Here is a 22,193-nt window from a genome sequence, read left to right as displayed (position 1 = left end):
CATGGCACTTCCCGTTGCACCCAAGCCCGCCCTGCGCCGCTTTCACCAGGCACGCTGGGACGAGCCGATCATTTTCGAACTGAGCACCCCCGGCGAACGCGGCATCCTAGTCCAGCAGCCCGAACCGGCCGCCGTGGACGCACTCGCCCTGCGCGAGGACCGCCTGGCCCCGCTGCGGCGTTCGGACGCCCCGGCCCTGCCCGAACTCGCCCAGATGCGCGTGGTCCGCCACTACCTGCGCATCAGCCAGGAAAATCTCGGCGCCGACTTCAACATCGACATTGGCCAGGGCACCTGCACCATGAAGTACAGCCCCAAGGTCAACGAGACCATCATCCGCACGCCGAAGCTGATGGACGTCCACCCGCACCAGGACGAGGCCAGCATCCAGGGCGTGCTGGAAATCTTCTGGCGCACGGAGCGGCTGCTGGCCGAGATCTCCGGCATGGCCCGGGTCAGCCTGCAGACCCAGGGCGGTTCGGCCGCCATCTGGGCCAACATCGCCATGATCCGCGCCTACCACGAGGCCAACGGCGACGGCGGGGTGCGTGACGAGGTCATCACCACCATCTTCTCCCACCCCTCCAACGCCGCCTGCGCCAAGGCTGCCGGCTACAAGGTCATCACGCTGATGCCCGACGCCAACGGCTACCCAGACATCGACGCCCTGCGTGCCGCCGTCTCCCCGCGCACCGCGGCCCTCATGATCACCAACCCCGAAGACACCGGCATCTACAACGCCAAGATCCGCGAGTTTGTCGACATTGTCCACGAGGTGGGCGGGCTGGCTGCCTACGACCAGGCCAACGCGAACGGCATCCTGGGCATCACCAGGGCCTCCGACGCCGGCTTTGACCTGTGCCACTTCAACCTGCACAAGACGTTCAGCACCCCGCACGCCAGCGGCGGGCCCGGAGCCGGCGCCAGTTGCGTCTCGGAGAAACTGGTCCCCTTCCTGCCCGGTCCGACCATCGAAAAGGTGGGGGAGACTTTCACCGTCAACCACAACCACCCGCAGTCCGTCGGGACGGTGGCCCCGTTCTTCGGTGTCGCCCCCAACGTGGTCCGCGCCTACGCCTGGATCATGGCCCTCGGCGCCGACGGCCTGCGCCAGGTTGCCGAAACCGCGGTGCTCAACAACAACTACCTGCTGGCCAAGGTCCTGGAGATCCCCGGAGCCTCCGCACCCTACGCGGAAGGCAAGCGGCGCATCGAACAGGTCAGGTATTCCTGGCAGGAACTCTTTGAGGAAACCGGCGTCAGCAGCGAGGAGATCGGCATCCGCATGTCCGACTTCGGCATGCACTACTGGACCAGCCACCACCCCTACCTGGTGCCGCAGCCGTTCACGCTGGAACCCACGGAGTCCTACTCCAAGTCGGAGATCGACGAATACGTGGCGGTCCTGGCCCATGTTGCCGGGGAGGCCCGCACCAACCCGGAGATTGTCCGCACCGCCCCGCACAACCAAACGGTGCACCACATCCACCACGACGACCTGAATGATCCGGCCCGCTGGGCCATCACGTGGCGCGCATACCAAAAGAAGCACCTGAGCAACTAAGGTCCCACCCCACCATGCACCAACGACCAAGGAGTACCCCCGTGAACAGCAACACCTTCAGCCGCCGGAATTTCTTCGCAGGGGCCTTGGGCGTCGGCGCCCTGCTGGCCACCACAGCCTGCGGCCAGTCCGGCGGCGCCGCAGGATCCTCAGCCAAAATCACCTGGTCCACCTGGGGCACCCCGGAGGAAGGACAGCGCTTCAAGAAGTTCAACGCGCAGTTCAAGACGGACCACCCCACCATCACGGCCACCCTGCAGATGGTGCCGTCCTACTCGGACTACCACTCCAAGCTGCTGACCCAGCTTACCTCCGGCACCGCACCGGACGTGTTCTACGTGGGCGATGACTACATCGGCAAGTTCGTCTCCTCCGGCGTGCTCATGGACCTGACCCCCGTGGTGGACGGCGCGGACGCCAAGGTCAAGCTTGCTGACTTCAACCCGGCCCTGTTTGGCGCCGGCAAGACGGACAAGGGCCTCTTTGCCCTGCCCAACGACTGCAACCCGGACGTGTTCTGGTTCGACAAAAAGGCCCTGGCCGCGGCCGGCATCACCGAAAATCCCGCCGACCTGGCTGCTGCCGGCATCTGGACCATTGAGACCTTCCTGGGCATGTGCGCCAAGCTCGCGGCCAAGGGCCTGCACGGGGCCATGTTCTGGAACTACTGGTCCACGCACTGGAGCTGGGTGGCGGCCAACGGCGGCCAGGTCTTCGACGCGGCCGGAAAGTTCGTCCTGCCGGAGGACCCCAAGAGCGTAGCCGCCATCAAGTCGCTGGCCGACGGCTTCACCAGCAAGTCCTTCACCGTGGCGGACACCCTGCCGGACGGTTCCGGGGCGGACAGCCTGTTTGTATCCCACAAGGCGGGCTTCTACGTCCAGGGGCGCTACGGCATTGCCACCGCCCAGCAATCGGGCAGCAAGGACGACTACGACATCGCGCCGTGGCCCACCGTTTCCGGCAAGCCCGGCAGCAGCGGCGTGGCAGCGTCGTACCTGGTCATCAACGCCAAAACTAAGGCTGCCGATGCGGCCAAGACGTTTGTGGGGGACTTCCTCAGCGCCAAGGGCCAGACCCTTCGCCTGGCCGACGGCGGCAATGCCGTCCCTTCGGTCAAAGGCGCCGATTCGGTGGTCCTGGACGGCAACTATCCGGCCCACGCCAAGTCCTTCCTGGACATGACCAGTGCAGGCTTCGAGGACTTTGCCGTCGAGGCCAAGGTGCCCGGGCTCTCCTCCGACGTCAGCACGGCCATGCTCGGCATGTACCAGGGCAAGACCAGCCCGGCCGACACCATCACGGCCGTGTCCAAGCTGATGCAAAAGGCGGTTTGACCGGGTGACCGCTGTCCTGGCCAAAACCCGCACGCCGGATGCGCCCCCGGTGGAGCGCGGGGAGGCGAGCTGGCGCAAGCGCGACCGCTGGTGGGGCCTGGTCTTCGTCAGCCCCCAGCTGATAGGCATGTGCGGCTTCGTGCTGCTGCCGTTCGCCGTCGGGCTGGTCCTGGCATTCGCCCAGTGGGACGGGCTGACCCAGCTGACCTGGGTGGGGTTCGCAAACTTCCAGGCGGAACTTGCCGACCCCGTGTTCCTGCGCTCCATCATCAACACGCTGGTGCTGGCGCTCATCACCGTCCCCGTGGGGCTGGCGCTGTCACTGCTGATCGCCGTCGCACTGGACAAGCTGCGCGGGCGCACTGGCTACCTGCTGCTCTACTTTGCCCCGGTCATGACCAGCTCCATCGCCATCTCACTGGTGTGGCAGCAGATCCTGCGTGCCGACGGGCCCCTGAACCAGGCGTTCTCGAAGGTGTTTGGCATTCCCGGGCCGGATTGGCTGGGGGACCCGCACTTTGTGCTGGCGGCCGTCTCCATCGTGACCATCTGGTCATCCCTGGGCCTGAACGTGATCATTTTCCTGGCCGGCCTGCAGGGAATCAATCCACACGTCCTTGAAGCGGCACGCGTGGACGGGGCGGGGGCCTTTCGCACCATGATGGCGATCCGGCTGCCGCTCCTGTCGCCCGTTGTCTTCTTCTCCACCGTGGTGGCCGTGATCAGTTCCTTCCAAACCTTTGACGTGGTCTTTGTCCTCACGAAGAACGGCGGTCCGGACAATTCTGCCCGGACCATCGTCTACCAGATCTACGACGAGGGCTTCCGCCACTTCCAGTTCGGAATGGCCAGCGCGGCGTCCATCATCCTGCTCGTCCTGACCCTGGTGGTCACCGCCGTGCAGCTTGGCCTGCAGCGCCGGTTCGTGCACTACGAAAGCTGAAACACGTGACAACCACACTGCAAAAAACACCGCAGCGCACACTCCCGGCCATGGGCCGCCGCAACCGCACGGAAGGCAGCATCAAGCTGTCCGGCCTGGCGCTGCACCTCCTCCTGGCGGTGGGCGGCTTCCTGATGGTGGCACCCTTCCTGTGGATGATGCTGACGTCCTTCAAGTCGCTGCCGCAGATCCTCAGCAACCCGCTGGGGCTGTTGCCCAACCCGTGGAACTTCAGCAACTATGCCGATGCCTGGAACGCGGCCCCGTTCGGGCTGGCGTACTGGAACAGCATCTACATCTGCGTGCTGACGGTGGCGGGCACCATTGTGACGGCCTCCATGGCGGCCTACGCCTTCGCGCGGATTGAGTTCAAGGGCAGCAAATTCCTGTTCGTGCTGTTTCTTGCCACCCAAATGGTCCCGCAGCAGGTGACGATTGTGCCCCTGTACATGATCTTCTCCAAGCTGGGCTGGGTGGACACACACCTGGCGCTCATCATCCCGGCCGTGCTGTGCAACCCCTTCGCCGTGTTCCTGGTCCGCCAGTTCATCCGCTCGCTGCCCGTGGAGCTGGAAGAGGCCGCCCGGCTGGACGGCGCCGGCCGCTGGCGGATCCTGTTCAGCATTGTCATGCCGAACATCAAGCCCGGCCTTGCCGCCCTGTCCATCGTGGTGGCGCTGGGTGCCTGGAACAACTTCTTCCTGCCCTTGATTGTGCTCAACAGTGAAAACCAGTTCACGGTGCCGCTGCTGCTCTCCCAGTTCACCGGCCAATATGGGGGCATCAACTACTCCGTAATCATGGCGGCGTCGGCCATCTCCATCGTGCCCATGCTGATCGCATTCCTGATCGGCAACCGCCGGATCCTGAACTCCATGGCCATGTCCGGCATGGGCGGCTCCTGATGCGTTCCTGGCCCGGAGCCGGCGCCTTCATCGACCTGGACTCCGTGCCGCTGACGGACAGGGGCTCGCGGCTGCTCATTTTTGCCCGCCCCGACGGCGGGCTCCGGGTCGCCGGTGCCGTCTATGAGCGCCACGCGGACCGGTGCAACCACCTGCGGCGGCTGGCCGTGCACGACTCCACCGGCAGGCTGCTGGAGGTAACCGCCGTCGGGCCCGAAGGCATCACCTTTGCCCACGGGGCGGCCTCGCTGACCTTCGCAGACGCGGACACGCTGAGCATCGGAGCGGCAGCCGACGGCGACCCGGTAACCGTGGCGCTTGAGGCGTTTGGCACCGGCCGCGACGGCGCGCCGGCCTCCGAGGTGGACGGCGCGCCGATCCGCTGGTGCAGCACGGAGGGCAGCGACACCTTCGGCGCCCCCCGCATCGTGCTGCCGGCAGGCGGCAGCGTGAGCGTCCGCATTGGCGGCCCAGTCCGCACCACGCCCGTGCGTGGCAGCCATGGGCAGTGCCTTGCGGCCGCGTCCGCCCGCTGGCAGGAATGGTTCGCCAGGCTTCCCGCCGTCCGGGACGCGGACCTGGAAATGGTCCGCTACGCCTGGTGGCTGCTGGCCAGCAACATTGTCCGCCTGGACACCCATCCGGACATTGAGGCGGTGATCCCGTCCAAGCAGGGCTACGTTGCCGCGTGGCAGTGGGATTCCTACTTCATCAGCTTCGGGCTGCGCCACGGCGACCCGCAGCTTGCCGCGGACCAGCTCCGCCTGTTTTTCGGCGAGCAGGCGCCCGACGGCGGCCTGCCGGATGTGGTGCACGACGGCGGCACGCTGGCCTGCGTGGCCGACATGCCGCCGGGGGACCTGGCCACCCTGGCCCGGATCCACGGCCCGGATTCACCCATGGTGGTCCAGGCGGACATGCCCATCACGAAGCCGCCGCTGGCCGCCTGGGCTGCCCGCGCCGTCGATGAGGTTGGCGGCGGCTCGGTGCAGGCGGAACTGCGGGAGGGGCTGGACAGGCTGCACCGCTGGTGGTTCGCCCGGCCCTCCCCGGACGGCCTGCCCGGCTACGAGCATGTCTATTCCTCAGGGCTGGATGACTCGCCGCTCTTTGACGACGGCGGCCCGGTGTTTGCGCCCGACCTCCCCAGCTACCTGGTCAGGGCGCTGGACGCCATGGCGGAGCTGGCGGACGAACGCGGCGACGCTGCGGAAGCTGCCGCGCAGCGTACCCTGGCTGATGCCACTGCCGAACGGCTGGTGGCCCGTCGCTACGATGCGGGGCGCCGCCAGTTTGTGGCGCTGACACCGTCCGGCACGCGGACCACGCTCACGCCGTTTGCGTTGATGCCGCTGCTGACAGGCAGGCTGCCCGAACCCGTGCTGGAGTCCTTGCGGCAGTCGCTGGCCGATCCGGCCGGGCTGGGGGCGCCCTGGCCACTGCCCACAGTCGCCCAGGCCGAGCCTGAGTTCAATGCCGACAGGATGTGGCGCGGACCCGTTTGGCTGAACGTGAACTGGCTGGTGGTCCAGGGGCTGCTGCGCAGCGGACTGGAAGCCGAAGCCGTGGCTCTGGCCGCGCGGACCGTCGACATGGTCCGCGAGAGCGGCGGCATCCACGAATACTGGAATCCGCAGACGGGCGCCCGCGCAGCCGGCGCCACCACCGGGTTCGGCTGGTCAGCGGCATTGTTCCTGGACCTGGCGGTGTGGCTGGCAGACAGGGACGGCTGACAGCCTGGCACGTGCGCCAAGCACTTGCGCCAAACACTTGCGCCCAGCACTCACCCGAGGCACTTACGCCAAAAAGGGGTCCGCCCCGGATCACTCCGGGGCGGGCCCCTTTTGCCTGTGTGCGGACTTTAGGCGATGCCGCCGCCGTCGACCACCAGGGCGGAGCCGGTGACGTAGGAGCTGGCGTCGCTGGCCAGCCAGACCACGGCCTCGGCGATTTCCTCCGGCGTGCCCATGCGCTTGAGGGGGCGGTCGTTGGACTCGGCCAGGAAGCTCTGCTCCTCCTGCGAGAGCTGGCGGGCCTCCTCGCGCAGCATGGGCGTGTTGGTGTCGCCCGGGTTGACCGAGTTGACGCGGATGTTGTCCGGGCCGTGGTCGATTGCGAGGGCGCGGGTCATGTTGACGACGGCAGCCTTGGAGGTGCAGTAGGACAGGGCGTCGCCGCCGCCCTTCAGGCCCCAGCCGGAGCCGGTGTTGACGATCGAACCTCCGCCGGCCGCCTGCATGAGGGGAACCACGTGCTTGCACAGCAGGAACGGCCCGCGCACGTTCACGCCCATGACGCGGTCCCAGTCCTCGACGGAAGTTTCCAGGACGTTGGCGCGGCGGATGATGCCGGCGTTGTTGAACAGCACGTTCACGCCGCCAAAGGCCTCCACCACCTGGGCCACGCCGGCCTGGACCTGGTCATTGTCGGCAACGTTGACGGCCACACCAATGGCCTTGACGCCGAGGGCTGCTGCCTCTTGCGCGACAGCCTTGGCAGCGGCCTCGTTGATGTCGAAGACGGCCACGTTGGCGCCTTCGGCCGCCATGGCCAGGACAGTGGCGCGGCCGATTCCCGAGCCGCCGCCGGTGATGATGGCATTCTTGTCCTGCAAACGCATTTAGTACTCCTTGGTTGTGGTGTTGCCTGAGGTTTCTTCCAACACCCGGCGGACCGGGTAGACCGTGTGGGTGCCAGCACCCGTGAAAACTTTCGCGTAACCGCTGAGCCGGGCATCGACGTCGTCGTTCCCGGAGTCAACCCACAGCGGACGACCGGCCAGCGAGGCGAGCTTGCCGTCCGTGGCGACAATCTGGAGGGGTAGCCGGGAGAGCATGCGTGCGGTGACCTGCTGGTTGCCGCGACCCACCACGAAGCCCTGGCCGCCCAGGGGGGTGAGGACCACCACCGCGGGAGAGCCGTCAAACCCGGCGTCCAGCATGGCCTCCAAGGTGTGCGAGTCGGCGTCGGCGGCAAGCAGCCCGTCCCGCCGAACCACGTCGACGCCTAGCCGGGTGGTTGCCAGGCCAAGTTCGGCGCCGATGGCCTGGGTGGTTCCGCCCGGGCCCAGGATGTAGGTGCTGCGGGGGTCCATGCCGCGGACAAAGGCCCGGGCCAGGGCGGCGACCGCGTTTGCGTCCGACGCCGGCGTTGCGGCCTTGCGTGCCTGGAGCCGGCTGGGGTCCACGGGCACGCTGAGCGTTCCGTACAGCGCGGGGGAGGCGAGCCCGGCCCGCAGCAGCTCCTCGTCGATGTCCACCACGTCGCGGTCTGCCACGTCCCTGGACCCTTCCGCAAGCCAGGCGGCAGCGAGCGATCCTGCGGCTGTGGGCGTGAGGGCGAATACCGCCGAATAGATCTTGACCCCGGCCGGTATGCCCAGGACGGGGACGCTTCCGCCGACGGCGTCGAGCACGTCCCGGGCCGTGCCGTCACCGCCGGCAAAGAGGATCAGGTCCACGCCGGCCTCTGCCATCAGGCGTGCCAGCCGGCGGGTGTCACCCGCACTGCTGGTGCCGTTGGCGGGAGTGTCGCCGTCGGGGGTGCTGCCGTAATTGGCTGGGACGTCGGTGGTTGGGCTTCCGGCTGCGTCCCCGGCCAGCACGGTGGTGGTGCACAGTCCGCGGGCTGCGTCCTCACCCAGCGCCCCCGGCCCTGTGAACAGGCGGAGGCGGCGGCCCGTGCGTTCCAGCTGTGCCGATAGCTGGGCAACGGCGCGGCGCGCCCGGATGGGAGACGTGCATGAGTAGCCGGAACGGCGCGCAATTTCACGGATGTCTGCGGCGTCGCTGCCTTTTTGCCCCGACGGGCCGCCGAGTCCGGCGATCGGATTGACGATGAGCCCTACACTAACAATGTCCATACAAGTACCCCTTCACTTCTGTATACAGTATACTGAATTGTGAGTGGAGTGGTAGATCTACCGCGTGATCACTTCGCTTCATGACTCGAGACTGCGGTGCAAGGAGGAACAAGTGTCCATTCAGCGCCAAACCCTGCGTGAACAGATTGAAACAGAAATCATGGACCGTGTTGGGGCCGGTGAGTTCCGCATGGGGGACAACATCAACGAGGTCTCCCTGTCCGAGGAGCTGGGTGTCAGCCGGACCCCGCTGCGGGAAGCCCTTATTTCCCTTTCGCAGCAGGGCGTCATCACGCGTGTTTCGGGCAAGGGGTTCCGGTGGGCGCCCATTGGGGCAAACGACTTTACGGAAGCGGTGCAGATCATTGCCGCACTGGAGGGGCTGGCCCTGCGGCTGACACCGGCGTCGGAGCTGGCCCGCATCGGTCGGGAACTGGCCGTGCAGGCGCACGAATTTACCGCGTCCGTCAGCTCCGCCGCGGACATCCACGATCACGACGATGCCTTCCATGCGCTGCTCGCCTCCGGCAGCCCGAACAAGCGCCTGGCCGAAACAGTCGCGTCGTACAAGCTGGCCCTGCGGCGTTACGAGCGCCTGTATGTGGGGAACGCCGATTTGATGGAGCGCGCGGCAGCCGAGCACGAAGCCATCGCCGAAGCGTTGCTGGCGAACGACCTGCCGGCCGCCATTGCTGCGCTTGAGGCCAACTGGCTCAACAGCGTCCCGCGCATCATCAATGCCCTGAAGGCCAAAGTCCCCGCCATGTAAACCCGGGGAAGCGGCAGCCAACGGCCGGCATCCTGCTGCGGGAAGCCCGCTGCCTGAGTCCGGGGCGGCGTCGTTCAGCCGCGCCTGCTTCAGCCGCACCATTGCTGACCCCCGACCAGACCCAGCGTGGTCCGAGGACATGCAGAAACCCCCGGGTCACTGTCATGTGCTCCTCGTTGGCGCCATGTCCGTGGCAACAGGGCCACAAGTCCGTCGGAAGGTCAGTCTCGATGAACCCTTGGCGACGGCGTGGCGCGGACACTAATCTGAGAATGATCCAGTGAAAACGCACTTGCGCATCAAGGGAGGGCATCGGGATGCGGCCACTTCGATACTCGATCAACGTCACCCTCGACGGCTGCTGCCATCACGAGGCAGGTCTCCCACCGGACGAGGAGTCGATGCGCTATTGGACCGCTGAGATGCAAAGGGCAGATGCCCTGTTGTTCGGCCGGGTGACCTACGGGATGATGGAGGGGGCGTGGCGGCAGCCGGCCACCGGCACGTGGCCTGCCTGGATGGATGAGTGGCAGGTCCCCTTCGCCGAGGCCATCGACCGGGCGAAGAAGTATGTCGTGTCAAGCACGCTGGGCGGGGTCGATTGGAATGCCGAGCTGTTGCGGGGCGACGTGGGCCAAGCGGTTCAGCGGCTCAAGCAGGAACCCGGCGAGGGGCTGTGGGTGGGCGGCGTGACGCTCCCCCTTGAGTTGGCAGGCCTGGGGCTGATTGACGAGTATGAGTTCCTCGTACAGCCCGTCCTTGCCGGACACGGGCCGACGTTGCTCGCAGGGCTCAGCGATCGAATCCAACTCGAGCTCGTGGATCGCCACGAGTTTCGGTCAGGAGTCGTCGCCATGCGGTACCGGCCCGCGCAGGCAACGGCGAATGTTGGGCGCGCCGCCGATGGATCCACCGTCCGCCCAGTGACCGGCAAACACCAATCGCTTTCCCAAAAACGTTCTTAGATATTCGACGGCCATAAAGCCATTTCAACCGACACCCCTGCAGCCCAATCAGTTTCCTACTGTCGCCGGGCGGGCCAGGAGCATTCCAGGAAGGACATCGCAGAGCCACGCCATGATCTGGTCGTGGCTCCAGCCGCGCGCCGTGTCGAGCAGGTTGTAGGTACTGTCGCCGAAAACGGTCATGAATGCGTCGGTCAGCTCATCGAAGGACCGGTCATCCCTGAGCGGCCCCTTGCCCGCGAGTATTTCCAAAACTTGGCCGAATCCGTCCCGGCGAAGGGCCTCATGGTGCTTGTGCGTTCGGCGAACTTCGTCGTCCGTCAGCGCAGCCGCTCTGAGTACTTCGGCGATGGCCGCCGCGCGCGCAAAAACGTCCCCGGCGCCGCGGATGAAAATCCGCAGAGCCTCCGCCGGATCGGGCTCCGCCACCATTTCCGCCCACCAGGGCTGGGCCTGCGGCGGGCGGGGATCCTCTTCACCCATGACTGCCGTATCGATGACTGCACTGATCAGTTCGGGTTTGGTGTGGAAGACGAAGTACACGGTCTGCGAGGCCACGCCCGCGCGGGCGGCGATGCCCGCCATGGTGGCCCCGTGGAATCCCCGGGCGATGAATTCCTTGTGCGCAGCCTGGATGATCTTGCGCCTGGTGGCGTCTGCTTTCTTCCTGCGAATGCTATTGACTGGCGGTGTGTTCGGGGTCATATTTAGAGTATGTCACTAGAGCCTCACTACAGTGAAATACATAGACGGGAGCTTGTCATGAAAACTCGGAGCGAATACCCTTCCCCGGCTGGCTCCCGACGCAAAGAGCACCCTGTGACCACGCACTCCATTGGCGCCCGAAGCGCCGCGTTCATAGCGATCGGGACAACCGGTGGTATCGCCTGGGCCGCTGGGTTCCGTGGCTACATGGTGGAACTCGCAGGCCCGGAATCCACAATCAGCTGGTGGGGGACGTTCGGAGCGATCCTCGTCCCCGGAGCCATTGCGGGCGGACTGCTGGGCTGGGCGGAAGCCATCCGGCGCGCCGGCGGCCGGCGGGGATGGCGCTGGCTCACACTTGCGCCACTCGCATTTGCCATCGCGCCAATGCTGAGCCCAGGCGCCATTGGCATCCTTCTGACCCAAGGTCTCGGCGGAGGGGCGATCGCCGTCCCCCTGATGGGGATCGGCGGGGGCTACGCCCTCTCCCGACGGGGGCCGCTCTGGGCCAGACTCGTCTGCGGCATCGTCAGCGCGGCCCTCGTCGTGTTACTCGCCCTGTCGGGATCCGGCATCGCTGGAGCCAGGCTTGCGCTTACTGAGCCACGCGGCGCCTGGGTTGCCGTGTTGGCGACGTCGTTCGTCGTCGTGCTTGCGTTCGCATCGTCGATCCCGCACCGGCCCACCGTCACAGCCGCGGGCGGGGCCCCATCCGGCCGGACCATCCGGCCCGAATCCGGAGCGGTCCGGTAGGCGGTCCGGCGGTCGACCCGGCCACGGGCGGTACCTTCGGCACGGTCCTCACTTCGATGGCGAACATGTGCACAAACAGCTTCACCGGACCCGAATGCGGTCGACTTCTCGACAACCCAGATGGTGCACCGCGAGACGCGGGCAAGCCTCTGATGAAATCTGGGATGTGCACCTCCCAGATTTGGGCTCCTCCGCAGCGATGGGCGGGAAAAGCCGCCCCCATCGCTCATCCACCGGCCGGTGGCGGCCGGCGTGCTATGCCCGCGCGACGCCGGCAATGTGGGTGTTGAACGGGAGGAACGGTGTGTGGACCCTGTAGCGGTCGATGGCGACGCTTTCGAATCCGGCGGCGCGCATGGAATGCTCCAGGTCCCTTTCGCAGGAACAGCCTTCGAAGGTCCAGGCCCACGGGCGGCGAAGGATCCGCTGTGCGGCGCGGGTGGGAGTGCCACTCCGGGCAGCGACGTGTTCGATGAAACGGAAGGTGCCGCCGGGGCGCAGGATGCGACGGACCTCTGCGAGCACAGTCGCTGGATCCTGCACCGTGCAGAGCACGAGGGAGGAGATTACGGTGTCAACGCTGTGGTCGGGGAGGCCAATCTTCTCGGCCATGCGCTCGCGCAAGTCGAGTCCGACGCCGGCCTGGCGGGCCGCTGCGCGAAGCCGCCCATGCATGTATCGGTTTGGCTCGATGGCAACGAGGGTGCCGCCGGCCGGGAGGTAGCGGAGGTTGGCCCCGACGCCGGACCCGATCTCGACAACGGCGTGCGGAAGGCTTGCGAACACTTCTCGTTTGTGGCGCCGGAGGGTCCACTCCAGGTACGGGTCCATCAACCGAAAGAATGAAGCGTTGAACCGGCCCCGGCCGGCGTGCAGCTCAAAGCCGGTCGGTGATGGGGCGGAATCAGTTGCTTGGATGTCCATCTGACCATTGTGGACGATTACGTGAGAACTTTCAGGCGTGAAAATACCCCAGTTCACAGTTCGGTCTGGTTCCGGTGGGCAGCGTACCATGCGGCAATCTGGGCCCGCGAATGAAGGTCCAGGCGCAGGCGGATCCGTTCAACGTGGCCCTCGTCGGACCGTCGTGACGAGTGCGTGGGTGTCGCCCGCGTATGGCAAATGCGAGCGTCCGGGCAAAACAACGAACTGCGAACCCGAGATGCCGTCAGCAAGTTTGGCTGCCTGCCCGACAGGAGCGGCCCGGTCATGGGCCCGATGCACCACCAGGGTGGGGGAGCGCACTTGGGGGAGAAGGTCACTAATGTTGAGCTCATAGCTCATAGCCAAAAGTGCCCTCGCCGTGGCAGCAGTCGAGCAGGCCCGTTGGTAGCGACCGAATTGCTTTCGCATTGTTGCATCTGCGTCGGGCGCGAAGATGTTGGTGAGAACGTCCGAACCGAGCCCCCAATGCGACTCGACCAGCCCGAGGATGTGTTCCTTCGCAGTGGGCGGGGAAATGTCCGCGCCTGACACCCAGCCGCCGTAGAGCACCAGCCTCCGGACGGTTTCGGGGTGCGCTGCGGCCCACGCCACCGCGACCAGTGCACCCATTGACGTGCCGAGCAAATCGAAGGGCTCCGGACCGAGATGCCCGACGACGGCGGCAAGCTGGTCGAGTTCGAAGGCCATGGACGGTGGCCGGGTTGACGGTGCGGACAACCCACATCCGGCGCGGTCGTAGCGGACAAGTTGGCAGCCCAGCGCCAAGCTCGCGTAGAACGCCCGCTCCTCAGGCAACTCCCAGCTCAGCTGCAGATGGCTGAGCCAGCCCGCGACGAACACCAATGGCCGGCCGACGCCGATCGAGGCGTATGCCACGCCGGTGCCGTCGGCCGTCGTCACACGGGCGATGTCCTGCTGCACGCCTCAATTCTGCTCGCAAAACCTGGCTGTAACAAACCCCGGGGTTGCAACACCTAGGGAGCCTGGCTCAATTAATGGTTCGTCCTAAAAGTGGATGCCCGGTCAAACTTGCCGCATGATCTGCCGGCGGGACCGAAAATAGGCGCCACGTTGCTACTGGCGTCAAATATCCATTCTTCACAAGCCACCCATTGTGGCTGTTGGTGGACCAGTGGCCCAAAACTGGGCGAGCCGGCGGTGTCCGACCGAATCCATGGAGCGGCCTTCGTCCGAGTGGCGGGGAACTGGCCGGGTCAGGAGATCTTGGTTGCTGTGCCGCTGACGACAATGCCTCCCGTTGGTGGTATCTCAACCTTGAGCAGGCTGGGCCGGCCGATGGGCGAACCCTGGCGCACCTCCACCTCGCAGGGCGCCGTTACTGATTCGATGGCCCGCAGGTAGCCGCCGAGCGACGCGGCAGCAGACCCGGTTGCCGGATCCTCAGTCAGGGTTCCGACGGGAAACAGGTTGCGTGCCTCGAAACTCGTGGGTCAGTCCCAACAGCTTCAACAGCTCATGTTCGGCTCCATCATCAAGCGGCGCCACCTCGGGGTTGACGCTCGTGAAGGAAGCGGTGATCCCAGTGTTGCCTGTACTGGTTTCCATCAGGACCGGGCCCGCCGGGGTCTCAAATTCGAAGGCGCCGGTTCCCTCACGCTCGGCGAGAACCACCGCCGTGGCGATCGTCGCATGCCCGCAGAACGGAACTTCGGCTACCGGTGAAAAGTAGCGGATGCGCAGATGGCGCGGATTCTCGGCGAGGTTCCGTTCCGTGACGAAGGCAGTTTCGGCGTAGCCGACGTCGGCCGCGATACGTTGCATGCCCGGGTCTGCGAGCCCGCTGGCGTCCAGGACGATTCCCGCCGGATTGCCGCCTCCAGGCGTGGCAGCGAAGGCGGCATAGCGCAGGACAGTTGGTGTCTTGGCACCCTGACGTTGCATGAAAAGGCCTCTCCCGTGGGGAATTGCATTATTTTTTCAGACTACCGCCCTGCCCCGGTGCCGACATGGAATTCTTCTGTCTTTGGAGAATCCGGGCACCACGGACAGATGGTTGGTGGGGAGTAAAGTGGCTCCATGATTCTTCCAGCAGTCCGTGACCCGCGGCTGGTGAGCGTTCAACGGGGCGGGACGCTCAGCGAACCCGACCATCGGCTTTTGGCCGTGTGGGCGGCTGACTGCGCTGAACATGTGCTGCAGTTCTTTGAGGCGGAACACGGCGAAGACGTCCGTCCGCGCGAGGCAATCGAGGCGGCGCGGGCGTGGTCCCGCGGGCAGGCGGCGATGATGGCGACCCGGGCAATGGGCGGCCATGCCATGGGTGCCGCCCGGCCCCTGCGTGGCGCTGCACGGTTTGCCGCATATGCAGCGGGCCAGGCAGCCTGCGTTGCCCACGTCCCCGAACACGACCTCGGTGCCGCCGCCTACGCCATTAAGGCGGTTCAGGCCGCTGCACCGGTGGGCCAGGAAAAGGTGCGGGGCCTTGCCGAGCGTGACTGGCAGCGCCGGCAGATCCCCGAGGGCCTTTACGGCCTGGTCCTCGAGGACCAGGCCCGCCGCAACGACATTTGCTGGCTGGTGTTTAGCGACTGACACCGAGGCTTGCTCGCGGCAGCCCACAGATGTTCACTGTTGTCATTCCTGGTGGATGAAGACCGGCTTCGTCAACTCGCAGCGGCCCCATCGTAGGATGGCACAGATCAGGCATGGGCCAGACACGGGAGGCGACGGTGAGGAATCCAGGATGGCAGCGGCAACAACGATCGTGAACGCCAGGGTATTTGACGGCACCAGGCTGCAGCGTTGGACGTCGGTCCGGATCGTTGACGGGTGGATTACCGAGTGTGCTGTTGCTTCGGCTGCCCAGGACGGCGACGAGGTGGTCGATGCCGCGGGCGGAACACTGTTCCCCGGGCTGATCGACGCCCATGTGCACATCGTTCCCGGTGCCCTGGAACAATCCCTGACCTTCGGCGTCACTACGGTCCTGGACATGTTCAGCAAACCCGGTGAGGTGGCCCGGGCGAAGGAACAGGCACGTTCACAACGCGGCGCGGCCGATGTGCTCTCCTCGGGCATCGGTGCCACCGCGCCCGGCGGGCATCCGTCCGCAATGTATGCCCCGTTCCGTACCGTGGCGGGCCCCCACCAGGCCGAGCAGTTTGTCGTCGACCGGATTGCGGAGGGCTCGGACTAGCTGAAGATCATCTCCGGCGCCGGAGGCCTGTGGCCTTCGCTGGATGCGGCAACGATTGGGGCCTTGGTGGCCGCCGCGCATGCCCGCGGCCTGCTCGTCGTCGCCCACGTCAGCTCTGGCGCAGGCGTCGAGGAGGTGGTGTCTGGCGGTGTCGACGTCATCGCCCACGTCCCTGCCGATGCCGAACTGGACCAGGCCCTCGTCGCACGCCTTGCCGGCGCTGGAATCGCAGTCGGGCCGACACTGGCCACTGTTGAGAACACTCTTGGCGGATCGGGCGGCGCTGCCGTGGCTGCGGATCCGCGGCTGGCAGGCGGGCTTGGAGAGGAATGGGTCCGCCGGCTCACCGCGGAGGCCCCGAGGCTGGGCGGGCGCAGATTGCCGCCCTACTCGCGGGCCGAAGCCAATGTGCGGCTGCTGGCAGCAGCCGGTGTCACGCTGTTGGCGGGCACCGACGCACCAAACCCCGGGACAGTGTTTGGCGCCAGTCTGCACAGGGAACTGGAACTTCTGGTGCGGTCCGGCCTGGACCCGGCACAGGCCCTGGCCGCCGCCACTTCGGCACCGGCACGGGTCTTCGGCCTCAGCGACCGGGGATGTGTGGGAACCGGACTGCGTGCAGACCTGGTCCTTGTTTCCGGCGACCCTTTGCAGGACATCACGGAAACGCGTTCGATCGAGCGGATATGGCGCGGTGGCACGGCCTGTGATCGGCACTATTTTGTTGCCAGTGCTGCCGAAACTGAGCAGCTTGAAGCCTTTGACGCCCAGATCGCCAAGGTTGTGGAGGCCGTGCGCCAGCGCAGGACGGCCGCCCAGAGGCGCCCGGAGCGGGCCTAGTCTTCGACGGTGCCGGGCGTCGCCTGCCAAGCCCGGAAGCCGCCGTCGTGCCTGGCCATGGATGCGCCGAAGGCGCCTGGGCCCAACATAAGGCACCGGGTGCGACGGCGTCCGGTGCCTCAGCGGGGATCCTGCGGGGCTGCGCCAAGCTCGGAAAATCCCTGCTCGAAGGCGGAGCGCAGCATCCAATCCGGCCAGGGAAGGGCTGCGGCGTGCACCGCCTCGTCCACGGTGCGCCCCGCGGCATGGGAGCTGCGAATGGAATCGGCCACTCGTTGCAGGGTGGACGCCTGTTGGACAACAAAGTCCCGACCCACGATCCGGCCGTGGCCAGGGACAATGACGTCACGGGGCTGGATCTGCATCAGGAGCTCGACGACGGCGCCCGGCCAGCCAAGCGGCCGGCTTCCGGACCCAAACATGGGCGGTCCGGATTCCTCCACCACGTCACCGAGCATCCACACCCGCGAATCCGGCACGACGACGGCAAGGTCCGTGTCGGTGTGTCCCGGTGAAACCGGGATGCAGACGATGTCGCGGCCGCTGTGGGTGAGCGTCGTCGGCCGGTGGATGGAAGCGGTGGGCGGCGCCAGCACGACGTCGTCCCAGTGTTTGTCGGGTTCGCGGGCCGGATCCGCCTGCCACGCTGCCAGGCGCGGGGCCTCGAAGGCGTCGTAGTGGGCGGGAATCTTGTGGTGTCCGTAGATGGGGACTCCGAGCCCGGCGAAGACTGAATTGCCGAAGCTGTGGTCGTAGTGCGCATGCGTGTTGATGGCCGCAACGATGGGCTTCCTGAACTGATGCGCGACGTCGTCGACGATTTCCTGCGCCTCCGCACCCGAACCGCGGGTGTCGACTATGGTCACCCCCTGCGGCCCGACGACGGCCCCAACGTTGATGTCGCCAGCCTCATACCGCTTCACAAAGACGCCGGTTCCCAGTTCTGTCCACGTCATATTCTTGATACTACTTGCGCCTGGTTGGCCTGGCTTCCCTCGGCGTCTGATGCAAGCTGACTGTTTTCAACTCCGTCCAACGGTATCGGAGTCGATCGCGGACGCGCGGAACTCATTGCCAGACACGGGTGACTGGAACTGCCCGCTGACGGATCGGCTAATGTCGTTGAGCGGAATGGGCGGCGGAAGTACCATCGCGGTATGAACTTTCCCGGGGGCGTCCTGCGTCTGACTGTACGAATGTTTCCGGACCATGCAGGCACCGCATTGTGGTTTCGTGGCCCTGTCAACTACAACCTCACCGGCCTGACATCCGGGCTGGTTCTCGATCTGGTTTGCTGGGAACAGTCATACTATGACGCCCTGACCCCGGACTTCGACTGGAAATCAAAGGATCTAGCCCGCCGGTTCCGTGGAAGGTAACCGCCTGCAACATTCAGGAAGCTTCAGCGGTCGATGCCCTGGCCGCAGCCGGAAAAGCAGGGGAGCAAGAAATTTCTCGTGCCTGGCGCGAGTGTGGATGCTCGGCGACGTGGTGGAGGAATCCGGACCGCCTATGGATCAAGGGCGGCATGTCCTGCGGTCGTTTTAAAGGGTCGTTCTGAAGGGCCAGTCTGCGGAGTCAAAAAGGGTTGGCCGGGATGCGCATCAGTTTGTGTCGAGAACCGTGCCGTTTGGTGCCTGCTCATTGAACGTGTCAGTGGACGGGTCAAGCCTGCCGGCGATCCGCGAGCTGCCAAGACATAAGTGCAGGCCAGCACTTGGTTCGTCCAGTGGTGGACCGCGTTACGGGGCGGAGCGTCTTACGGGCGGGCCGGTGCGAATGGCGGATAGACTCGCTGTCGTGAATCGACACCCGTGGAGTCGTCTGGCAGCCTGGCTCGTTGACTGGTTGCTCGTTCTGGGGTGGGTGGCGGTTACTGCCGCTGCGGGGCTGCCTTTGTTCCTTGGCGGTTATGTTGGCTGGCTGTCGGATTTGGCGCTGAATGTCATTGCAACTCTCGTCGTCGTGGTCCCAGTGACCGTTGGAATGGCTGTTCTGGAATCGAGTGCTCGGGAAGCGTCCATTGGGAAGCGCGCTCGTCGGCTCGTCGTCGTCACCGTAGGGACCTCCCGCCGTATTTCCAGGTCACGTGCGCTCGTTCGCAACGTCCTGAAGATAGCCTTGCCGTGGACGGTTGGCCATGCGGCGGTGTTTGAGATCACCGCAACGAGCACGACTGGCGCTGTCCCTGTCTCTACATGGATTGTGACTGCATGTGCGTACATCCTGCCGATCGTTTATGTGGTTTCACTTTTCATCGGCTCGGGTCGGACGCCTTATGACCGGATCTCAGGCACTACAGTTGTTGTCCGAACATCCGTTACATGAATTGAAGAAGCCGTTCATCTGCGGTTCCCTTCCCCTTCCGCGGTGGCCACCGCCGGAAGTCTTACACTGCCGGACCGCGATTCAGTATTCCATTCAGGGACCGAACCGCCCGGCAGACGTTCCCCATTCGGGCCGCCTTCAGCTTCTGGACGAAGGGTGTTCAGTGGGCCCGGTCATCTGTTCAGCTGACCTGGCAAGCTTGCAGCACCCGCGCCGTTAGGTTCAACACGCGTGTTCCGTACCTCGCAACGAAGATAGCGTGTTGCGGAGATCCCGGTACCTGACAAGCGTGCATGCGTCTCGGCTGGGTCCATTCTTCGAGGCTCCACTCACTGGTGCAACGCCCAGGGCACGCAGGGCTCGCACGACCGTGGAAGGTGGGCAAGCTTTAGCCTCGGATTGCTGCCGCCACCGCAGATGGCAGTGCCCGCAGCTGTTCGGCCGTAAAGTCTCGGGCGGGGATGTTCGGCCGCTTCCTGAAGTCGGTCTGCCGGACCAGGCCGACGGGGATCGGGATTCCGGGGATCGCCTCCACCCCTTGCGCGAGGGCTTCCTGCACTTCGGGCTGCCCGCGAAAATCGGGGAACCTCACCTCGACCTTCGCCTCCTTCGAGGAAGCGGATGTATACAGCGCCACGGGCCACTTCACGCCGCGCGGCGAGCCGATCGAGCAGTTCAGGGATGGGGTTTGTGCTTTGCCGCCGACTATCTGGAACCCGGTGGCGCGCAGGGCGCCTAAAAACTCGAGGATCAGCGGGGTGGCCGTCGGGTCGTTGGCTTCGCACCAGGCCAGGAAGTCTTCCTCCCGCCAGGCCGGCTCGTTCGCGGCGTGCACTGCGGCCTTCGCCTCGACGAGATCGGAACCGTATGCGGTGGGGATGAGGATCTCGACGTCCCCATCCTGGGCATGTGTGAATTCGACGACGATTACCCCGGTTGCGGGGACGGTTACGGCGTTGAGGAACTCAACGATCCGCTTGACGTCGTCGTTCAGATCGTCGACGGCGAGGACAAGATTGAACCGGCCGGATGCGAGGTTCACTTTCACCGCAGTCCTAATTCGGCCGTCCTGATCGTCCAGTTCCTCGAACGGGGAGCCCCGGCCTCCGTCCGTGCGCCGCCACACCCGCTCGAACTCGTCCACGTCCATGCGCCACAATCTGGATGCGTAGTCGAGGATTTGCCCGATCACCTCGCGGCGAACCTGCGGGTTCGCGGCCAGCTTGCACTCCACAAGGGTCAGCTTCCCTTGGACGTCCAGGATGACGATGTCAGCCCGATCGGGACCGGACTGGAATTCGCGGCAGGCCACTGCCTGCTCGGAGACGCCGGGCACCAAATTTGGGTGGGCGTGCAGGATCTGCTGTAGGGCGCTTTCGTTTTCGTAGCCCATGCCGGCGGGCTCACGCCATCCGCTCTCCGCGTCTCGGATCAGAATGCCCATATCATGGCCTCGATTCCCTTGAGGGAAGAATACCAATGATCGTCGGCGCCATGTGGCGGACTTCTATGAGCGATTTCCTTCGGTCGCAGTCTTTCGGTGTCCGGTGATGGTTCCTTCATTGGAGATGAGTTGGGAGTCTGGCAAGCGGGATGGCGATCGCGGGAGCTGGAGGATCGCGTCTGCCGTGCCGGGACGCTGGCAGTCTCGATGGAAGTTCCGGGGAAACCGATGGTCTCAGTGACGAAGTCCGTGGCATGCCGTGCATTGCCGAAGTTCTTGGTTCAAAAGGGGAGTTCCCTGTGTGGCCACCATGACGGCGTCGTGGATTCGACGGTGACGATGGCAATATCAGGTCCACTGATGCACCGGCCCTGGTTGTCTTGGGGGCCATGTCCCGGCGTGATTCAGTCACTCTTTTGATTCGACGTACCGTGCTGCCTCATGTCAAGATGCTCGCGAAATGGTTCCTGCGGGCCTCATCTATTGTGCTCGCGTAGGTCTCATGCTGCGTGGGGTGATTGGGAGTTGGTCCTCGCGGCGGCCAGGTGGATGAGGTGTTGCTGGATCTCGTTGATCCTGTTCGTCAGCCCGGCCAGGTCGAGTATGTCGTAGAGCTCGTCCATGTGCAGGCGTTGGGGTTCGAGCATGATCCCGGTGTCCTTGATTTGCCGTTGGCCACCCATCCGAGACGTCAGGCAGCGGAGCACGGTGAAGTACGTGGCTGTTAGTCGGGTTGTTTTGGATGGGGGCCAGCTAGAGCTGTTCGTCATTGGGGGTCACCGCGTCATCGTGCCTCACCCTGGCGCGACGCTTGTGGATCCATGCCGGGTTCGCATGATCCTGTTCTGGCGCCGGCAAACCGTTATTTGAGCATGTCGGTCATGGTGGGCGCGTTTTTGTCGTTGTTGGTCAGTGGTGCCAGTCCCCACAGGTTTTCGATGGTGTGCAGCAGGGAGTAGTGGTTGTAGGCCTGGGATGATTTGTAGCGGGGGCGGGCTGCGGGGCCGGCGAAGATTGTTGAGATGGTGTTGTTGTCGCCTTCGCCTTCGTCCCAGGTGATCACGAGGAGGGAGTTCTGTGTGGTGAAGGCGGGTGAGGCCAGGATTTCGGGCACAAGGTGGGAGAGCCAGGCGTCGCCTGTCGCCACTGGGCAGTCGTGCATGTCGTTGCAGATGTTGGGACTGATGAAGACATAGTTGGGCAGGGTTGTAGGGGTTTTCAGGTCTTGGCTGAGCTGTGCCAGGGGAACGTCGTGGGCTGCGCATGAGGTGTGGTTGTTGGTGATGGCGGGGTAGTACATGAAAGGGTTGTGTCTGACGGCGTAAGGGGCGGAGTCCTCCGGCGTGCAGTGGGCGGGCATGCTCTCGGCATACATTTTCCAGGCTCGCCCGGATTTCTCGATTGAGTCGGCGATGTTTGCTACGCGTGCCGTGCAGGTGCTGCCGGGGGAACAGTCGTCGGTGATGCCGGCGGTGGTGCCGCTGGTCAGGGCGATGTAGTTGGGCAGGCTCGGGTGGGTGATGGCCTGGTAGTTGGTGGCCAGGGCGTTTTCGGTGGCGAGCTTGTTGATGTACGGGGCGGCAGGATTGCTCAGGATGGTTGAGGCGGGCTTGTTCTCCTCGACGATGATGACGACATGGTCGATCCCCGGACGTGTTCGTCCGGCGGCGGACGGA

Annotated in this window: 22 protein-coding genes and 1 pseudogene; 12 read left to right on the top strand and 11 right to left on the bottom strand. The window is 65.2% G+C overall.

Features of this window, described 5'->3' with window-relative positions:
- Position 1 precedes the first annotated feature (1 nt).
- Genes gcvPB through LPN03_RS13455 form a run of 5 tightly spaced genes read left to right on the top strand, consistent with a single transcriptional unit; the run spans position 2 to position 6,482 of the window.
- Complete coding sequence (gene gcvPB / locus LPN03_RS13475) at positions 2-1,564, top strand: aminomethyl-transferring glycine dehydrogenase subunit GcvPB (protein ID WP_165182800.1); 1,563 nt, start codon at positions 2-4, stop codon at positions 1,562-1,564.
- Positions 1,565-1,605: 41 nt separating this feature from the next.
- Entirely contained in the window at positions 1,606-2,901 is a 1,296-nt protein-coding gene (locus tag LPN03_RS13470) for an ABC transporter substrate-binding protein (RefSeq protein ID WP_205678296.1), read from the top strand.
- A 4-nt stretch (positions 2,902-2,905) separates the two neighbouring features.
- Positions 2,906-3,844 (top strand): carbohydrate ABC transporter permease, encoded by a 939-nt coding sequence (locus LPN03_RS13465; RefSeq protein WP_262454607.1) that lies wholly within the window; start codon positions 2,906-2,908, stop codon positions 3,842-3,844.
- A 5-nt stretch (positions 3,845-3,849) separates the two neighbouring features.
- A complete protein-coding gene (locus LPN03_RS13460) occupies positions 3,850-4,749 on the top strand; it encodes a carbohydrate ABC transporter permease (RefSeq protein ID WP_262454606.1) in 900 nt (299 codons plus the stop codon).
- Positions 4,749-6,482 (top strand): amylo-alpha-1,6-glucosidase, encoded by a 1,734-nt coding sequence (locus LPN03_RS13455; RefSeq protein WP_165182798.1) that lies wholly within the window; start codon positions 4,749-4,751, stop codon positions 6,480-6,482. Before LPN03_RS13460 ends, LPN03_RS13455 begins: the two co-directional genes overlap by 1 nt.
- A 128-nt stretch (positions 6,483-6,610) precedes the next feature.
- Here the strand turns inward: LPN03_RS13455 and LPN03_RS13450 are convergent, their stop codons facing one another.
- A complete protein-coding gene (locus tag LPN03_RS13450) occupies positions 6,611-7,369 on the bottom strand; it encodes an SDR family NAD(P)-dependent oxidoreductase (RefSeq protein WP_165182797.1) in 759 nt (252 codons plus the stop codon).
- Positions 7,370-8,611, bottom strand: a complete 1,242-nt coding sequence (locus LPN03_RS13445; RefSeq protein WP_262454603.1) for an ATP-NAD kinase family protein — start codon at positions 8,609-8,611, stop codon at positions 7,370-7,372.
- A 112-nt stretch (positions 8,612-8,723) separates the two neighbouring features.
- Here LPN03_RS13445 and LPN03_RS13440 point away from each other — a divergent pair, with 112 nt between their 5' ends.
- Positions 8,724-9,380, top strand: coding sequence for a GntR family transcriptional regulator (locus tag LPN03_RS13440; RefSeq protein ID WP_262454602.1), 657 nt, complete (start codon positions 8,724-8,726; stop codon positions 9,378-9,380).
- 317 nt (positions 9,381-9,697) lie between these two features.
- Positions 9,698-10,252, top strand: a pseudogene (locus tag LPN03_RS13435) (dihydrofolate reductase family protein); the annotation flags it as partial.
- Positions 10,253-10,393: 141 nt separating this feature from the next.
- Here LPN03_RS13435 and LPN03_RS13430 read toward each other — a convergent pair.
- Positions 10,394-11,050: a TetR/AcrR family transcriptional regulator gene (locus LPN03_RS13430; protein ID WP_262454601.1), complete on the bottom strand. Its 657-nt coding sequence runs from the start codon at positions 11,048-11,050 to the stop codon at positions 10,394-10,396.
- A gap of 57 nt (positions 11,051-11,107) precedes the next feature.
- On the opposite strand from LPN03_RS13430, the gene LPN03_RS13425 reads away from it, so the two are divergent.
- The gene (locus LPN03_RS13425; protein ID WP_262454600.1) at positions 11,108-11,803 is read left to right on the top strand and encodes a hypothetical protein; all 696 of its coding nucleotides are present in this window, start codon (positions 11,108-11,110) and stop codon (positions 11,801-11,803) included.
- A gap of 255 nt (positions 11,804-12,058) precedes the next feature.
- Here LPN03_RS13425 and LPN03_RS13420 read toward each other — a convergent pair whose 3' ends face one another.
- From LPN03_RS13420 to LPN03_RS13410, 4 genes are all read right to left on the bottom strand, one after another.
- Entirely contained in the window at positions 12,059-12,727 is a 669-nt protein-coding gene (locus tag LPN03_RS13420; protein ID WP_262454599.1) for a class I SAM-dependent methyltransferase, read from the bottom strand.
- A 138-nt stretch (positions 12,728-12,865) separates the two neighbouring features.
- Positions 12,866-13,669 (bottom strand): alpha/beta fold hydrolase, encoded by an 804-nt coding sequence (locus tag LPN03_RS13415; protein WP_262454598.1) that lies wholly within the window; start codon positions 13,667-13,669, stop codon positions 12,866-12,868.
- 293 nt (positions 13,670-13,962) lie between these two features.
- Entirely contained in the window at positions 13,963-14,157 is a 195-nt protein-coding gene (locus LPN03_RS20825) for a PhzF family phenazine biosynthesis protein (RefSeq protein ID WP_316255807.1), read from the bottom strand.
- Positions 14,150-14,650 (bottom strand): PhzF family phenazine biosynthesis isomerase, encoded by a 501-nt coding sequence (locus LPN03_RS13410; RefSeq protein ID WP_316255803.1) that lies wholly within the window; start codon positions 14,648-14,650, stop codon positions 14,150-14,152. Before LPN03_RS13410 ends, LPN03_RS20825 begins: the two co-directional genes overlap by 8 nt.
- 135 nt (positions 14,651-14,785) lie before the next feature.
- Between LPN03_RS13410 and LPN03_RS13405 the strand changes: the two genes are divergently transcribed.
- From LPN03_RS13405 to LPN03_RS13395, 3 genes are all read left to right on the top strand, one after another.
- On the top strand, positions 14,786-15,301 hold the full coding sequence (locus tag LPN03_RS13405) for a putative immunity protein (RefSeq protein ID WP_262454597.1): 516 nt from the start codon (positions 14,786-14,788) through the stop codon (positions 15,299-15,301).
- Positions 15,302-15,452: 151 nt separating this feature from the next.
- Entirely contained in the window at positions 15,453-15,905 is a 453-nt protein-coding gene (locus LPN03_RS13400; protein ID WP_262454596.1) for an amidohydrolase family protein, read from the top strand.
- Entirely contained in the window at positions 15,906-16,745 is an 840-nt protein-coding gene (locus LPN03_RS13395; protein ID WP_316255806.1) for an amidohydrolase family protein, read from the top strand. It begins immediately after the preceding gene.
- Between the two features lie 119 nt (positions 16,746-16,864).
- On the opposite strand, the gene LPN03_RS13390 is transcribed toward LPN03_RS13395, so the two are convergent.
- The gene (locus tag LPN03_RS13390; RefSeq protein WP_262454595.1) at positions 16,865-17,701 is read right to left on the bottom strand and encodes an MBL fold metallo-hydrolase; all 837 of its coding nucleotides are present in this window, start codon (positions 17,699-17,701) and stop codon (positions 16,865-16,867) included.
- A gap of 844 nt (positions 17,702-18,545) precedes the next feature.
- On the opposite strand from LPN03_RS13390, the gene LPN03_RS13385 reads away from it, so the two are divergent.
- Positions 18,546-19,073 carry an RDD family protein gene (locus LPN03_RS13385; RefSeq protein ID WP_165182788.1) on the top strand — a complete coding sequence of 176 codons (528 nt, stop codon included), beginning with the start codon at positions 18,546-18,548 and terminating at the stop codon, positions 19,071-19,073.
- A gap of 388 nt (positions 19,074-19,461) precedes the next feature.
- On the opposite strand, the gene LPN03_RS13380 is transcribed toward LPN03_RS13385, so the two are convergent.
- From LPN03_RS13380 to LPN03_RS13370, 3 genes are all read right to left on the bottom strand, one after another.
- Positions 19,462-20,517, bottom strand: a complete 1,056-nt coding sequence (locus tag LPN03_RS13380; protein WP_262454594.1) for a hypothetical protein — start codon at positions 20,515-20,517, stop codon at positions 19,462-19,464.
- Positions 20,518-21,017: 500 nt separating this feature from the next.
- Positions 21,018-21,164, bottom strand: a complete 147-nt coding sequence (locus tag LPN03_RS13375; RefSeq protein WP_262454593.1) for a hypothetical protein — start codon at positions 21,162-21,164, stop codon at positions 21,018-21,020.
- Between the two features lie 215 nt (positions 21,165-21,379).
- Positions 21,380-22,193, bottom strand: an 814-nt coding sequence (locus tag LPN03_RS13370; RefSeq protein WP_262454592.1) for an alkaline phosphatase family protein, incomplete at its 5' end; no start/stop codon positions are given.

This window comes from Arthrobacter sp. A2-55, assembly GCF_025548615.1.
Lineage (GTDB): Bacteria > Actinomycetota > Actinomycetes > Actinomycetales > Micrococcaceae > Specibacter > Specibacter silviterrae.
Note: the sequence above shows the minus strand (reverse complement) of the source record. Positions and strands in the feature narration are given on the sequence as shown.